The 15,832-nt window shown below is 41.0% G+C and carries 14 protein-coding genes; 11 read left to right on the top strand and 3 right to left on the bottom strand.

Going from position 1 to position 15,832, the window contains the following annotated elements:
• The 3 genes from ABJH64_RS14530 to ABJH64_RS14520 are packed head-to-tail and all read left to right on the top strand — an operon-like array spanning position 1 to position 3,198.
• A complete protein-coding gene (locus ABJH64_RS14530; protein WP_348274692.1) occupies positions 1–1,557 on the top strand; it encodes a bifunctional response regulator/alkaline phosphatase family protein in 1,557 nt (518 codons plus the stop codon).
• Positions 1,558–1,565: 8 nt separating this feature from the next.
• Complete coding sequence (tsaE, locus tag ABJH64_RS14525) at positions 1,566–1,997, top strand: tRNA (adenosine(37)-N6)-threonylcarbamoyltransferase complex ATPase subunit type 1 TsaE (protein WP_348274693.1); 432 nt, start codon at positions 1,566–1,568, stop codon at positions 1,995–1,997.
• Entirely contained in the window at positions 1,987–3,198 is a 1,212-nt protein-coding gene (locus tag ABJH64_RS14520) for an alanine dehydrogenase (protein ID WP_348274694.1), read from the top strand. The genes tsaE and ABJH64_RS14520 overlap by 11 nt, the downstream gene beginning before the upstream one ends.
• A gap of 1 nt (position 3,199) precedes the next feature.
• On the opposite strand, the gene ABJH64_RS14515 is transcribed toward ABJH64_RS14520, so the two are convergent.
• Complete coding sequence (locus ABJH64_RS14515) at positions 3,200–3,673, bottom strand: response regulator (protein ID WP_348274695.1); 474 nt, start codon at positions 3,671–3,673, stop codon at positions 3,200–3,202.
• Between the two features lie 347 nt (positions 3,674–4,020).
• On the opposite strand from ABJH64_RS14515, the gene ABJH64_RS14510 reads away from it, so the two are divergent.
• The 6 genes from ABJH64_RS14510 (at position 4,021) to ABJH64_RS14485 (ending at position 11,961) form a co-directional block, all read left to right on the top strand.
• Entirely contained in the window at positions 4,021–6,288 is a 2,268-nt protein-coding gene (locus ABJH64_RS14510) for an Rv1355c family protein (RefSeq protein ID WP_348274696.1), read from the top strand.
• A gap of 5 nt (positions 6,289–6,293) precedes the next feature.
• Positions 6,294–6,980: a hypothetical protein gene (locus tag ABJH64_RS14505; protein ID WP_348274697.1), complete on the top strand. Its 687-nt coding sequence runs from the start codon at positions 6,294–6,296 to the stop codon at positions 6,978–6,980.
• Positions 6,977–9,076: a 7TM diverse intracellular signaling domain-containing protein gene (locus ABJH64_RS14500; RefSeq protein ID WP_348274698.1), complete on the top strand. Its 2,100-nt coding sequence runs from the start codon at positions 6,977–6,979 to the stop codon at positions 9,074–9,076. The genes ABJH64_RS14505 and ABJH64_RS14500 overlap by 4 nt, the downstream gene beginning before the upstream one ends.
• The gene (locus tag ABJH64_RS14495; RefSeq protein ID WP_348274699.1) at positions 9,069–10,154 is read left to right on the top strand and encodes a hybrid sensor histidine kinase/response regulator; all 1,086 of its coding nucleotides are present in this window, start codon (positions 9,069–9,071) and stop codon (positions 10,152–10,154) included. Before ABJH64_RS14500 ends, ABJH64_RS14495 begins: the two co-directional genes overlap by 8 nt.
• Before the next feature lie 89 nt (positions 10,155–10,243).
• Complete coding sequence (locus tag ABJH64_RS14490; protein ID WP_348274700.1) at positions 10,244–10,783, top strand: inorganic diphosphatase; 540 nt, start codon at positions 10,244–10,246, stop codon at positions 10,781–10,783.
• A gap of 293 nt (positions 10,784–11,076) precedes the next feature.
• Positions 11,077–11,961, top strand: coding sequence for a transposase (locus ABJH64_RS14485; protein WP_348274701.1), 885 nt, complete (start codon positions 11,077–11,079; stop codon positions 11,959–11,961).
• A 410-nt stretch (positions 11,962–12,371) separates the two neighbouring features.
• On the opposite strand, the gene ABJH64_RS14480 is transcribed toward ABJH64_RS14485, so the two are convergent.
• Both ABJH64_RS14480 and ABJH64_RS14475 read right to left on the bottom strand, forming a co-directional pair.
• Positions 12,372–12,821, bottom strand: coding sequence for a hypothetical protein (locus ABJH64_RS14480; RefSeq protein ID WP_348274702.1), 450 nt, complete (start codon positions 12,819–12,821; stop codon positions 12,372–12,374).
• The gene (locus ABJH64_RS14475; protein ID WP_348274703.1) at positions 12,808–13,413 is read right to left on the bottom strand and encodes an ACP phosphodiesterase; all 606 of its coding nucleotides are present in this window, start codon (positions 13,411–13,413) and stop codon (positions 12,808–12,810) included. The genes ABJH64_RS14480 and ABJH64_RS14475 overlap by 14 nt, the downstream gene beginning before the upstream one ends.
• Positions 13,414–13,472: 59 nt before the next feature.
• Between ABJH64_RS14475 and ABJH64_RS14470 the strand changes: the two genes are divergently transcribed.
• A complete protein-coding gene (locus ABJH64_RS14470; RefSeq protein ID WP_348274704.1) occupies positions 13,473–15,398 on the top strand; it encodes an AAA domain-containing protein in 1,926 nt (641 codons plus the stop codon).
• A 145-nt stretch (positions 15,399–15,543) separates the two neighbouring features.
• Complete coding sequence (locus ABJH64_RS14465; RefSeq protein WP_348274705.1) at positions 15,544–15,756, top strand: hypothetical protein; 213 nt, start codon at positions 15,544–15,546, stop codon at positions 15,754–15,756.
• Positions 15,757–15,832: the final 76 nt, after the last annotated feature.

The following is a 15,832-nucleotide window of genomic DNA, read 5'->3' as shown; positions in this document are numbered from 1 at the left end:
ATGTCTCAAAAATTCAACATACTCTGGGCTGATGATGAAATCGATTTGCTCAAACCTCATATTCTTTTCCTCGAACAAAAAGGCTATGCCATCACTACCGTCAACTCAGGCGTGGATGCAATAGAAGAGGTAGAGCAAAAAAACTTTGATGTCATATTCCTGGATGAAATGATGCCAGGTATGACTGGTCTGGAGACCCTGCAGCAAATCAAGCAGATGAAACCTCAAGTGCCGGTGGTCATGATCACCAAGAGTGAGGAAGAACATATAATGGATGATGCGATCGGGGGAAAAATAGCCGATTACCTCATCAAACCTATCAATCCAAGCCAGATATGGCTTTCAGTGAAGAAACTTCTTCAAAATAAACAGTTGATCGACGAGCGGACCACTCAAAGTTATCAGCAGGATTTCATGAACATCAGCATGGCTTTTGGCGATGCTGTAGATCATCAAGACTGGGCGGATATTTACAGGAAGCTGACGTATTGGGAGTTGCAAATCGACGATACAGAAAACAAAAATATGCTTCCTGTGCTGGAATCGCAGAAAATAGAAGCCAATGCTAATTTCTGTAAATTCATAAAGGAGAATTACCTGGACTGGATGGAGGAGAAAAATGCGGAGAAGCCGCTGCTTTCGCACCAAGTGATGAAGAAGAAAGTTTTCCCAAATCTCACTGAAAATAAGCCGCTGTTTTTTATTGTCATCGACAATTTCAGATTGGATCAGTGGGAGGATATTGAGTCCATCATAGCCCCATATTTCAATATTAAAAACAAGGATAACTATTACAGTATTTTGCCTACTACTACCGCTTTCGCCAGGAATGCGCTGTTCAGTGGCATGATGCCAATGGACATGGCCAGATTCTATCCGCAGTTTTGGGAGGATGAGGATAGCGAAGGAGGGAAAAATAATTTTGAGGAAGATTGGTTGAAAATAAACCTAGACAAAAACAGGCTTTCGCTTAAGACTTCTTACAATAAAATTATACAAGCCTATCAAGGTAAGGCTGTATTGGAGCAGTTTCACACCTTCCTTCAAAATGATCTAAACGTCCTGGTGTATAATTTTGTCGATATGGTCTCTCATGCCCGAACGGATATGAAAATGATCCGGGAACTAGCACCGGATGAGTCAGCATATCGCTCATTGACGACTAGTTGGTTTGAGCATTCTTCTTTATTTGAACTGTTGAAAAAAATACACGATGCTGGCGCTGAGGTGATTATCACTACTGATCATGGGACAAAAAGAGTGAATAGACCCTATAGAATCATCGGTGACAAGAATGTAACTACTAATCTCCGATACAAGCAGGGTAAAAATTTGAATTTCGAGGCTGGGAAGGTTTTCGAAATCAAAAAACCAGAAGATGCAAAGTTGCCTAGATTAAATGTGTCTTCTACCTATGTTTTTGCTGTGGAGGATTATTTCTTTGCATACCCGAATAATTACAATTATTATGTGAACTTCTATAAAGACACCTTTCAGCATGGAGGCGTATCTTTGGAAGAAATGATCATTCCGATTGTTCATTTGTCACCAAAATAGCAACACAGTTGACCCAATTTACCTACGAACTGCATGAGCTGGAAAGTGCCGCTCAGACAGTTATTAGAGAAGCTTCCGATGAAAAAGTTTGGGTGTTCCAAGGCGATATGGGCGCAGGTAAGACCACGCTGATAAAGGCCCTTTCCCAAGCTTTTTCTGTGTCAGATCAAGTCAGTAGCCCTACATTCGGGATCGTAAATCACTATGAAAATCAACAGGGAGACCTCTTTTATCACTTTGATTTCTACAGGTTAGATGATCCTTCAGAAGCCTTGGATATTGGAATAGAGGAGTATTTTTATAGCGGGAATTATTGCTGGTTAGAATGGGCAGAGAAAATTGCTGCATTTTTACCTGAGAAATTCTTCCTAATTCGGATCAGTACTGATTCGGAAACAAAACGAACCCTGAACCTTCAACACATCAAAGATGCCAGCTGAACTAGAACAACTTACAGCCGTGGGTCTGATCCCCAAAGAGGCTCCTGCAAAGGTGAGAAAAAGTGACCGCTCTCTCGTGATTGGTTTGCCTAAGGAAGTGTCCACTCAGGAGAAGCGAATAGTCATCACTCCAGAATCCGTGGGGCTACTTACCAATAATGGGATAAGTGTGGTGGTTGAAGCAGGGGCTGGTCTGCAGGCTAAGTTTTCGGATCAGGATTTTTCTGATGCTGGCGCAAAAGTGACGAATTCCAAGAAGGAGGTATTCGAGTCAGAGGTGGTTTTGAAAATAGATCCACCTACCGAAGAGGAGTTAAGTTATATGACCACTGGGAGTTGTTTGATCTCCGCACTTCAGTTGGGAAGACAGAACCAAGAGTTTATTCATACGCTGAATCAAAAGAAAATCACGGCAGTTGCATTTGAATACTTGGAAGACAAAGTGGGAGGAATGCCTGTGGTCCGTGCGATGTCGGAGATTGCGGGAAGCACGGTGATGTTAATCGCTTCTGAGTACCTTTCCAGCGAAAACAATGGGAAAGGACTGATGATGGGTGGAGTGACTGGAGTTCCGCCAACTCAGGTAGTGATAATCGGAGCGGGGACTGTCGCCGAATATGCTGCAAGGACTGCTTTGGGATTAGGTGCAAACATTAAGATTTTTGACAATCATATTTATAAGTTGAGGAGACTTAAGCAGTTGCTAGGTCAGCAGGTTTATACCTCGACGATAGATAATTTCACTTTGAATCAAGCATTATCAGAAGCCGACGTAGTCATCGGAGCTTTGAGAGCTGAAAAGGGCAGAAATAAAATTGTAGTCTCAGAGGAGATGGTCGCCAATATGATGCATGGAAGCATTATCATTGATGTTGCGATCGACGAAGGTGGCTGTATCGAAACAGGAAAGATGACCTCCCATGATGAGCCAGTCTATCAGGTACATGACATTATTCATTACTGCGTACCCAATATTGCATCCAGAGTAGCGAGAACTGCTTCTTATTCCCTGAGCAATATTTTTACGCCGATCATCCTACAAATGGCGGATTTGGGAGGAGCAGAAGAGATGATCTTTAACTACAAATGGTTTTTGAGGGGAGTTTATACCTATAGAGGTAGCCTCACTAATGCCTATATGGGAAGGAGATTCGGTATTAGTCACAAGGAACTGCAGCTATTATTAGCCGCGCGGTATTAATTTATGAAAGTAGGTTTTGACGAAGGATAAATTCCAATTGATCGTTTGACTTAATAAGCGCCTTTGTCAATTTTTCATTTTCCTGTCTTAAGGTGTAGATTTCGAACGCATTTTTTATAACCGTCCTCAAATAATCTTCCTCCCATGGTTTGGTCAGGTAGTGATACACTTGGCCTTTGTTGATCGCGTCTATAACAGCCTGTATGTCAGTGTATCCTGTGAGTAGGATTCTGATGGGGTTAGGGTGAATTGGAATTATAGATTCTAAAAACTCCACGCCGGTTTCTCCTGGCATTCTCTGGTCAGTGATAATAATATCAATCGCCTCCTTGTCCAAAATATCCCGAGCTACCTGTGCCTCTACCGCAAGGAAAATCTGGTAGTCTCTTCTAAAAGTCGCCTTAAATGCTTGAAGGTTATTTTCTTCATCATCGACGTATAAAATTTTTATTTTTTCCTCGGGCTTGGTTTCCATATGACAAATTTGTCTAAAAACTATCGATCCACTACAATAAAAGGGTAGATTTTAGAAAAAAAAGTTTGTGCGGGGCCACTTCCTCGCGAGTATAGAACCAAAAGCATAGGATGAACTGACGAATTCAAATGTTTAGGCCACGCCTGTTTTTTATTTTCTCTAGGAATTGAAATAGGATAACTACACTGTAACCACGACAACTAATAGAGTTTAGCGTGTTCATTTCAGTGTTGTCCAATATATTCTTTTGAAAAAGCAAAAAAGCAATTTATATAATTATCTAAAAAATTGGACTTATAGTTGAATGGCTTAACTTTACCCAGCTTTATCACCCCCGATAATAAATCATGCTTAGTAGTTCACAGTTCAAACGTGAAGATCATATAGGTCCAATTGTCTATCACCCCATAGATTTTTCTGGATCTCCGGTCTTTAAAGAGTTGTATAGTAATTCCTCGATCCAAGTGATTGATCAATTAGACAATCAGGTTGGAGAATTGATCAAGGCAAATAACCCATCCGAGGTTTTTTCCCAAGAAGAGCTTTCCGATAGGGTAGCTCAGTTTTTTCGAGAAAGGGCTAGGGATCAGTATGGTACCTGGGTTTATTTTCCATGGAAACAATCACTGGTGAGACTTTTACCGGAAGAAGATTTTATTAAAGTAAGAACCCAGCGAAACAACTATAAAATAACTCCCAATGAACAAGCGGAACTTCGAAAGAAGAAAATTGGGATTATTGGACTATCAGTTGGTCAAAGCATAGCCTTTGCGATAGCTTTAGAGCGTGGATGTGGCGAAATGAGATTGGCAGACTTTGATACGTTGGAATTGAGCAACCTTAACAGGATCAAAGCAGGAGTTCTTGATTTGGGAAGGGAGAAAGTGGTTTTGGCAGCGCAGGAAATTTCTGAAATAGATCCTTACTTGAAAATCACCCTGTTTAGAGAGGGGATTGATGAAACAACTATAGAGTCGTTTCTTTCCGATGGTGGTGACTTAGACCTGCTCATAGACGAATGCGACAGCCTCGATATTAAGGTACTTGCACGTGAAAAGGCAAAGGAAAAAAGAATACCTGTACTGATGGAAACTTCAGATAGAGGCATGCTTGATGTAGAGCGATTTGATAAAGAAGTCAATCGACCTATATTTCATGGTTTGATTGAAGGGATTAGTTCTAGTAGTCTAAAGACCCTCAGCAAAAACCAAAAGCTGCCTATGGCATTGAAAATCACTGGAATTAGTACTGTATCGACTAGAATGAAGGCGTCACTCCTGGAGGTTAATCAGAGTATAAGTTCATGGCCTCAACTAGCATCTGCAGTTTATTTAGGTGGTGCTACCGTTGCTAATACTTCTAGAAGATTGCTGCTAGGAGAGAATCTCACCTCAGGAAGGTATTTTATTGATTTAGACGAATTAATAAAAGCTTCTATTGATATGCCTGCTGCAGTAGCTACCGAGTCTAGCCCTTCAAATGAATATTTCATTTCTTTACTTCCGGAGAGTTCAATTGTATCGGACTACAGACTTTCAGCCAAAGAGCTCAATTATCTGGTAGAAAAAGCAAACACAGCACCATCAGGAGGAAATTGTCAGCCATGGAAGTGGATATTTGATCAGAATGGAGTCTTGCACTTGATGCATGACAAAAATAGTAGTGATTCCTTTTTGGATTACCTAGGGACAGGATCCTTACTCGCATTCGGAGCGGCCTTAGAGACCCTGACTTTAGCTGCTGCGAAGATGGGGATAGATCTTACTGTTCATCATCACATTAAAGAGTTTGGAGAGGAATTGATCGCTTCTATTGTTTTCAATTCCAAATCTGATAACTGCCTAACTATTAACTATAGCCATCTGGTAGAGGGTATTGACCTGCGATGTACTAATCGTAAAAATACTGAGAGATTTATTATCGATCCAAAAGAACTCTTGGCCTTGCAATCCCTAGCAGAAGGGCAAGGAGTTACTTTGGAAATTATAGATGAGTTAGTTGAGCTGAAAAAATTGGCGCCTATAGTAGGAGGTATGGACCGACTGAGATTGCTTCATAAACAATCACACACAGAATTTTTGAGTGAAATTCGCTGGTCTGACGAGGAAGCCCTTGCCACTAAAGACGGTATTGACGTGGCCACTCTGGAATTGGGATCTGCTGAGCGAGCCGCTATGGGGCTAGTTCGTGACCCGGGAACAGTAGCGTTTTTTAGAAAAAATGATTTAGGCTACGGATTGGCAAGGATGTCTGACCAGACTATACTCACCTCTTCAGCAGTTTTATTATTTCAGGTAGATGAATATACACCTATGGCGTTTTTAAAGTTAGGAGCTGCAGTACAAAGGGTTTGGATTCAAGCAAATCTTTCTGGTTTTAGTTTTCAGCCTATTTCAGCAGCATTGTTTGTATTTCATAGGGTCCTGAGGGAATCCAATACGGGGTTTTCACAAGAAGAAAAGTCGGTAATATTGCACTTTAAAAATGAGCTTACTAAGATCTTCAATAAAGATCTGAGTAAGCATGAGGGGTTTATGGTGAGATTAAATAAGGCTGGAGAGCCATCTATGAGAGCGTTTAGACGTGATGTTTCAGCTAGTTTGATTGTTCAATAAGACGTATGTTTAAGCTAATAGCATTTAGAGCTGTAAATGATCGAGAACGATGTCTCAAATTTATAGAGGGGCATAGACAAGTGCTGGAGAGTATAGGAGTGAAAAAAGTAACTTCCGCTAACGACAAATGGATTGAGAATCCAGATGTTATTGTGGTGATTGTGGAGTCGAAGGAAGACGGATTAATCTATGGGGGCGCTCGAATTCATAAAGCAAATGCGACCTATCCTTTACCAATAGTGGAGGCTATTGAAGATTTGGACGTTAGTATTAGAGATATTATTAATGCAGATATTGATTCCGGAACGGGTGAGATTTGTGGTCTTTGGAACTCTAGGAAAATTACAGGCTTGGGTATAGGAGCTATTTTCATGTCAAAAGCCTGTTTGGCTTTAGCGACTAAACTTGGATTAACCTCAATGTACGCATTACTCGCACCCATGACCGTAAAATTAGGCCACGAAACTGGCTATGAAATATTAACACAAGTAGGGAATAATGGTACTTTCTATTATCCTAAGTTAGATTTAATTGCTACAGCTATGAAATTGCATGATGCGGTAGGGTTACCTCTTGTGACTCCTGAGTTTAGAGAGTCTGTTTTTGAAATCAGAAATAACGAGCATTTGATTATTGAAGAAAATTATCGCGGAAGAACTGTTGTTCTCGAATATACATCTTATATAAAATGAGAAATTTTTTTATACTCCTTCTTACCATCGTTTCATTAATCTCCTGTTCTACTAAGCAAGATAGTGATTTTGATTACCTAGGTTATAGCTTGCAGAGTGATAAGACGCCAACTATCAAGGCGTTTATGGAGCAAAACCCGGATTCAGCACTTTCTATTCAGGAGCCATTTATTTCCTTGGGTCATTATGAAAAAGAACTTTATATCAAGCTAGAAATAAAGCGGGAGAGATTTGAAAATGGGGAGGCATTGATCACATTCAATAACCCCATGATTACTGAAATTGAGGTGTATGATACCGATGGGCAACTTGTAACTAAGTTAGGGCGAATCAATTTCAGGAAGGATAATTATGAAAGCTTTTTTAATATTGGAAGGCTTCCAGAGAGTGGGGAGAATGTTTTTTATGTGAGAATCCAGAGCTTTGGAAGTGTCACTATTCCGATCGATGTAGTCGGTGAAGATGATTTTCAATTGAGTATAAACGAAAGAAACGTCCTATTTGGAGTTTATTTTGGGATTGTTTTTGCGATGTTTTTTTATAACTTATTTCTCTGGATATCTACAAAAGATAGAATATATGGGTTGTACATTACCTATATTCTTGTAGTAGGTATGACACAGGGAATCATCGCGGGGTACCTTGATGTTTACCTCTGGCCTTCAAGTGACTTTTTAAAGCAGAATTCTTATTTCCTTTTTACTGTGTTAGTGAATATTGTGGGGATTTACTATTCACTTAATTTTCTTAAAATCAATGAGATAAGCAAGAAATTAAGTAAGGCTGGATTGCTTATTATTTTGATCTATATTCTTGTGTTTATAGCGTTCTTGGCGGATATAGGTACTATTAATTCTCGAGTGAGGGTTTTGCAAGTTTTCTTAGGAATAGTTCCGTTTTATTTGTTTTATATCTCTATATACAGTTATAGAAAAGGCTATAGACCAGCTAAGTTTTTCCTCCTATCATGGTCATTATTGATATTGAGTATGATTATATTCTTACTCAATGATATTAATGTTCTTCCCAATAATTTTTTTACTAATTATATTTTCACTTTTGGCTCTGCCTGCGAAGCCCTGCTGCTTTCCTTTGCGTTAGCAGATAAGATCAATGTTTTGAAAAAAGAAAAAGAACGCGAGCAATTAGAACTTGTAAGAGTTCTAAACGAGAACGAGCGTTTAGTACGCGAGCAGAACTCAATTCTGGAGGATAAAGTTAAAATAAGGACTGACGAACTAGAGCAAGCCCTTCGCAACCTTCAGAATACCCAAAGCCAGCTCGTGAATCAAGAAAAAATGGCTTCACTTGGACAGCTGACCGCAGGTATTGCACATGAAATCAATAATCCGATCAACTTTGTGAGTTCTAATATAATGCCTCTAAAACGAGATATTAAGGACATTATGGAGGTGATTGAGTTTTACAGAGCTAAAGGTGCCGAAGAGTTTAGCCCTGAATCACACAAAGCAGCGATGCAACTAGAACAAGATCTTGAGCTAGACTATGTGCTTGATGAGGTGAATCAACTGCTTAAGGGGATGGATGATGGCGCTAGAAGAACCGTTGAAATCGTCAAAGGATTGAGATTGTTCTCACGAGTGGACGAGCAGGATATGAAGAAAGTAGATCTTCATGATGGAATCAACAGCACGATAATTTTGCTGAATAGCACCATGCCTACCAAAATCCGTATCATCCGGGAATTCGGTGAATTACCAATGGTAGAATGCTTGGCTGGTAAGATCAATCAGGTATTTATGAATATCATCAACAACGCCGTACATGCCTTGGCAGATCATATCGATGCTATCACTGATCCACATATACTGATTCGGACGCAATCGCTGCAAGATGCCGTCACAATTGAGATCATGGATAATGGTCCTGGAATGCCGGAGCATGTCAAGCAAAGAATCTTTGAACCATTCTTTACGACCAAAGCTGTAGGTAAGGGCACAGGTTTGGGGCTTTCGATAGTTTATTCTATTATTGAAAATCACAAGGGTAAGCTGGAGGTAATTACTGAAGAAAGCCAAGGAACTACTTTTAAAATTACGCTGCCCATATATCAAAGCACTGAACGCTATGAATGATAAAATTCATGTCCTCTATATAGATGATGAAGACAATAATCTAAAATCCTTTAGAGCTACTTTAAGGAAAGATTTCAAGATTTTCACTGCCATTAATGCAGAGGACGGGCTGAAAATAGCCAGAGAAGAAGACGTTCATGTGGTGATAGCTGACCAGCGAATGCCCGGTATGACTGGGACGGAGTTTTTCGAAGAACTGATGAAGTTCAATCCCGATCCTATCCGAATTTTACTGACGGGCTACTCCGATATTGCTTCGGTGATAGATGCTATCAACAAAGGCGAAGTCTATCGATTCATAGATAAGCCTTGGAATATCGAGCAGATCAAAAATTCGATCAAAAATGCTGCAGATATTTATTTCATGCGTCGAGAGCTCAAGGATAAAAATCTTAAACTCAAGAAACTGCATTCTGAGATGAACCAATTTGTTTACAGTTTATCCCATGAGTTGAGAGGTCCGCTGATGAGTATTTCGGGAGTGTCCAAACTGGCAAAAATGGAACTCAAAGACCCAGAAGCCTGGGAGTATTTTGATATGATTGATACTGCTACGGGCAAATTGGATGATTTTATCTACAAAATGCTAGACTTTTACCGTTCGACCAAAATTGACAATAAAGTATCTGAAATATTCTTCAAAGATATTTTAGAGCAACAACTGAATGCCTACAAAGCAAAGTTTGACATCAATCATATTCAAATAGACATTGAGATCAATCAAGCTTTTCCATTCTTCTCTGATGACTCAAAAATACGGGTGATTCTTAATAACCTGTTTAGTAACTCGGTGCAGTTTCAAAAGCCAGACCTAAGTGAAAATAAGATTAGTCTGACAGTAGCCGTCACAGAATCCGAAGCTATAATCACCCTAGCAGATAACGGAATAGGTATAGAAGAAAAACATCACCCAGATGTATTCAACCTATTCACCCGAGCTACGCAAAAGAACGTAGGAACTGGCCTAGGTCTCTATATGGTCAAGGAAGCGGTGGAGCAAATGGGAGGTAGAATAGATATGGAATCAGTATTTGGGGAGGGAGCGACTTTCAAGGTCACTCTTCCAAGTATGAAATAGCAAATCCTTTCTGGGCATTTTCGGGCTAAACTGTATCTTTGCACGTGCTTTGCAAAAAGCTACACTTTTTATCAACAAAATAAGATACTATGATTAATCCTTGGCATGACGTCAACATCGGTAAAAATGCCCCTGAGGTAGTAACAGGAGTAATAGAAATACCAAAAGGAAGCAAAGGGAAGTACGAACTGGATAAGAAAACTGGAATGCTCATGCTAGATCGTGTGCTTTTCTCAGCGGTTCATTATCCTGCAAATTATGGCTTTATTCCACAGACTTTCTGTGAGGATCACGATCCATTGGATATACTCATTATTTCTCAGATTGATATTCCATCCATGTGCTTAGTAGAAGCCAAAGTGATCGGAGTGATGCGAATGGTAGATGGTGGTGAGGCAGATGATAAGATCATAGCTGTAGCTGCTGGTGACCAATCTGTGAACTACATCGATGATATAGACGATCTTCCTCCGCATTTGATGAAAGAAGTTCATCGATTCTTTGAGGATTACAAGAAGCTCGAAAATAAGGAAGTGAAAGTCGAAGACTTCCTTGGTAAAGAAGATGCGATACGAATCATTAGAGAAAGCATCGAACTATACGATAAGAACTTCCGAACTAGAAAATAAGCTGAAAGCCTGGGATTCGATCTCAGGCTTTTTTCTTTACACCGCAAAGTTCACAAAGGGATTTAATGGTCAAAAATAGTTGGTAAAACCCGTGTAAAATGTTGATTTACTGAATTTTACAACAACCTTATTGAAAGTCATTTCAATAAGGTTGTTTTGCTTTATGGAAAAGTCAAAAAAAAAGGTGTTGGGCATGTGGCTTTCTGGACTCAATTAAATGGGGAAAGCAAAGCGGCAAGCAGCGATATAAATGCAAAAACTGCGGGATTTTTTTTACCAGTTCGAATCCATCGGTGGCTAAGTCCAACCAATTTCTATGGTTTGAAAAGTGGGTTATCGGCAAGCAAACATTGGAGCAGTTGGTTGTTCTCACAGGGTACAGTAAAAGTACCATCCAGCGGCTGTTCAAAGGCTATTTGAAAAAGCCTCCGATGCTGAGTGTTTATCCCTCTGAGCGTGTAAATCTGATCATTGACGGCACTTATTTCACCAACGACTTGTGTCTGATTCTGTATCGGGACAACACCGTCAAGTTTACCCAGCTCTACCGTTTCAGTAGTGGAGAACGGTATGAGGAGCTGAAAGAAGACCTGGGAAATCTGCTAGCCCTTGGTGTTCAGGTTGAGTCCATCACCTGTGATGGTCACCGGGCTCTACTACGGGCGGTGAAGAAAGTTTGCCCCGATGTGACTCTTCAGCGATGTGTGATCCATGTCCAGCGTATGTGCAGAATATGGCTTTCCAGTAAACCAAAGAGTATTCCTGGTCAGGAACTTCGAAGAATCATCTCTACACTGCATCTGATCCGTACCCAACAGCAGCTCAGCTTTTGGCTGCTGGATCTGGCCAATTGGGATGCCCGTCATCATGAGTTTGTGCATGAGAAAACCGTGAACCCCACCACGGGAAAATACTGGTATAAACATAAGCTGTTGAAGCGTTCCTTCTCTGTTATTATGAGCGCACTGCCCAATTTGTTTCACTATCTGGAAAACCCAAAAATACCCAAATCAACAAACGGTCTGGAGTCGTTCTTCGGACATTTAAAAAACAATCTCAATGTCCATAGAGGACTTTCGAACGCAAACAGAAAAAGCTTTTTGAAATGGTATCTGTACTTCAAAAATCAACAAGGCAAAAGGTTTTCCAAGCCATGGGACAAGAAGAATGAAGCATAAAAAAGGGCTCCGAAAAAACGAAGCCCTTCCATTCCACTTGACAGATTTTATTGCTGGTAAGTTGCTCCTCAGCAGAGCTTACGTCCTCTTCAAATCTGTGGCAAATTATAATGAAATTTTATACCAAAGTCACCAACTATTTTTGACCACATTACCCACAAAGGTTACACGGAGAACACAGTGTGGAAATTAAGCTAGTTTTCCTACTTCAATGGTTGACCTGATTCTCCAGAAGCTGGACTATTTTGACCATTCGTGAGATAAGATCGGTGGTGTAGCAAATTCAGGCTTCCAACCTTTCAATTTTTCCACTTTCTACTTACTACTTACCGCATTTTACTTTCTACAGCATCGTACACCCACTCACCACATTCAAGAGCATCGGTCATCCCACATCTGACACCTCACCATCACTTCTTCACCTTCTGCTTCCCAGCTTTTTTGCCCAAATATGCCACTAGATCAGTATAAGCTTCGTGCTCGTGATTAGAAACTGAGATAGACTGATGATCGGAAAATGCAATAGTCACTTGTCGAAATTCTTTTTTATTAGCTAAGACGATTTCTTCTTCCCAAGCCAGAATTTGAGAGACGGGATAAGCTTTACTGAATCCCCTAAGCGGTAGTTTGACGATGATCTGATCTCGTCCTGCGGTGATAAATCGATAGCCTGCCAGCATTTTCACCAAGAGCATCAAAATCACCAGTGTGATGATCGTGCAGGCGATCAAGTAAAACCAAATTCCAAAGCTACCGGTGTAAGCAAAGTCCCGCAGAATATAAACCAAGCCTGCAATCAGGATTAAAACTACGAGGCTCAGAGAAATGTATGTGGATACTTTTGGTTTAATGACCAACATGGGGATTTTGGATTTCTAGTAATTTCTGTCGTGCAAAAGTCTCCAAATCTGCGAAAAAAGCGAAGAATATCACCTGAAATTCCTGTTCTTTTTCTAGCAAATCAAGATGTGCCAACTCCATTTTGGAAGGGAATCGTGTGCGTCGGGACATGCCGGTGAGGGTCTGGCGTATCCCGTCCATCTCTCGATACTTGATGAGCCAGTTGTCTTTTTCCATCCATTGAAACATAGCCGAAAAGCGCGGAGGAAAGAGTATTCGGTGATGGTTCAGCGTTGCAAAGGTGTTTTGGACAAAAGCTTCCAAAGGAATATCTGAATACCTCTTCCAGTTTTTTGCTAAAAAATAATCAAAGTAGATGTCTGTAATTACCGTGGAATAAAGCCTGTACTTTTCTCTCAGATAGCTTTGCCCGGCGCGTACAAGCGGATGTGTGTCGGTGAATTTGTCGATCTCCCGATGCAGCATTATTCCATGCTGAACGTCCACAGGATAGGTTTTTATCATTTTTCCCTTCACAAAATCTCCGATAAAATTCCCCACCAGTACCTCGTCCTGACCGAAAGAAAGATATGCGTGTGCGAGGTAGTTCATGGGACTAGAGTTGGGTAAACTCTTAGGGTTTTTATTAGTTTCGTCTAAAATACGGATTGATGCCCAATATCACGGAAGAATTAAAGAATGGATTGAAACTGCTGAAGATCGAATGGCAGGAAGACCTTGCCCAATACAAGCAGAAATTTCTAACTACTTCCCTGGCGGAAAAGAAAAAAGCTGGTATCACCTGGCATCCGGTTCAGCTCAAAAAGAGCAAAATCGGGATGGGAGAGCGGATTTTGGTGGAAGTAGAGCGAATGAGTCAGGAGAGTTCTTCTTCCTTTGGCTCAGGGAAATCTGTCGCTTTTTTCACTACTCAAGACAGTTATCAATCCAACGACGACAGAGTGCATGGCGTGATCAATCAGGTGCGCAAAGACTCCATGGTGGTGACCCTACAAGTGGATGAAATCCCCGATTGGATGCATGGCAATAGACTTGGTGTAGATTTGCTCTTTGACGAGGCGAGCTATAGAGAAATGGAATTTGCGCTGAAAAAAGTGATTTCTTCCGAAGATAAGCGCATTCAGGAATTGACAGAGATTCTCTTGGGACAAAAAGCACCGCAGCTTTCTGCCAGCCATTTTTCCCCAAAGCCTCATCTCAATTTCTCCCAAAATCAAGCCTGCGAACTTATCTCAACGTCCAAAGATGTGGCTATCGTGCACGGGCCTCCCGGTACGGGAAAGACCACGACCTTGATCGCTTCCATCCAGGATGCGGTGGAAGCCGGACAAACTATTTTGGTCTGTGCGCCAAGCAATGCCGCGGTAGATTTACTGGTGGAAAAGCTTTTGGATAATGGGATTGAAACGCTGCGAATCGGTCATCCAGCCCGGGTGGAGGAGAAGATTCTGAATCAGACCTTGGATGCCAAGACTGCTTTTCATGATAGCTACCGGGATCTGAAGAAGCTGCGCAAAGAGACGGATCAATACCTGAAGCTGGCGAAGCAATACAAGCGCAACTTTGGACATGAGGAGCGGATGCAGCGAAAGCTGATGTACGAGGAGGTTTCCCGACTTCGGGACGCCTCAAAAGCGCTGGAAGAATACATACAGTTTGATATTTTTCAGAAGACAAAAGTCTTTGCAAGTACCTTGGTGGGTGCTTCTTCCTACCATCTGAAAGGAATGAAATTCGACGTGGTATTTATTGATGAAGCTGCGCAAGGCTTAGAAGCTGCCACCTGGATTCCGATTTTGAAGTCCAAGAAAGTCGTCTACGCAGGGGATCATTTTCAACTTCCACCAACAATCAAGTCCAAACTGGCAGCGAAAGAAGGTTTGGCGGAAACGCTTTTCGAAAAAGTAATCAAACGCAAGCCTCAGGCCGCGCACATGCTGAAGCTTCAGTATAGAATGCCCGAACTGATTATGGGTTTTTCGAATGAGTGGTTTTATCAGGGCAATCTAAAAGCAGCGGAAAATACCTTAACTCATACCTTCGAAGGCGAAACTGCGATAGAGTGGATCGACACGGCAGGATCTGGTTATACCGAGCAAGTGGAGGAGGAAAGCCTAAGCACCTTCAATCCCGAGGAGGCTAGGTTCGCCTGTACTCATCTCAATAGGTTGATTACTTCTATTGGGTTGGTCAAATTCAAAGAACAAGGCTGGACGATTGGGTTGATCGCTCCCTATGGTGCACAAGTTCGATTGATTCGAAGCTTGGTTTTTGAGTCTTACGATTTCCCGAACTTGAGGTCCCTCGGCGAGCAAATCACTATAGACACAGTAGATGGTTTCCAAGGTCAGGAGCGGGACTTTATATTGATCTCTCTGACTCGATCAAACGATAGTGGGGAAATAGGTTTCCTATCCGAAGAGCGCCGGATGAATGTGGCCTTGACGCGCGCGAAGCGTAAATTAGTTTTGGTCGGAGATAGCAGCACGTTGGCTCAAAATGCCTTTTTTGATAGATTGTTGAAGTACTTCGAGGAGAAGGAAGGGTATAGATCTGTGTGGGAGTTTTTGGGTTGAGATAAATGAATTAAATTTTTAATCTTGAAAATCAACTACTTATACCTGATTGAAAAAGAAATATTAAGGTATCCTTTTTTTTCTGAATTACCTGAGTAGTTTACAATCGAAATAATTAATCAGTTCACTTTAAACATTAACTTTTATGAAAAAACTAGTTTTTACAGCAATGATTGCATTAGGTTTTGTCTTAAGTACTACTATCCACAAGCCAGCTTTAGCTGAAGTGCCTGTTTATGATACTTCAGAGTTCATGGCTGTTGCAGTTCTTTGTGATAGTGGTATGTCCTACTATACTGCTTGTAAACAATGGGGTATGGGGTGTAATCCTGATGAGTGCCATGATGATGTAGAATAATACCAGTAAGCTAGGGGTAGTAAATGCTACTCCTAGTTGTACTTAATCCTCCTTTTAAGGAGGTAAATTATTTTTA

This window comes from Algoriphagus sp. (assembly GCF_039969895.1).
GTDB lineage: Bacteria > Bacteroidota > Bacteroidia > Cytophagales > Cyclobacteriaceae > Algoriphagus.
This window is presented reverse-complemented; position numbering and strand designations above follow the sequence as displayed.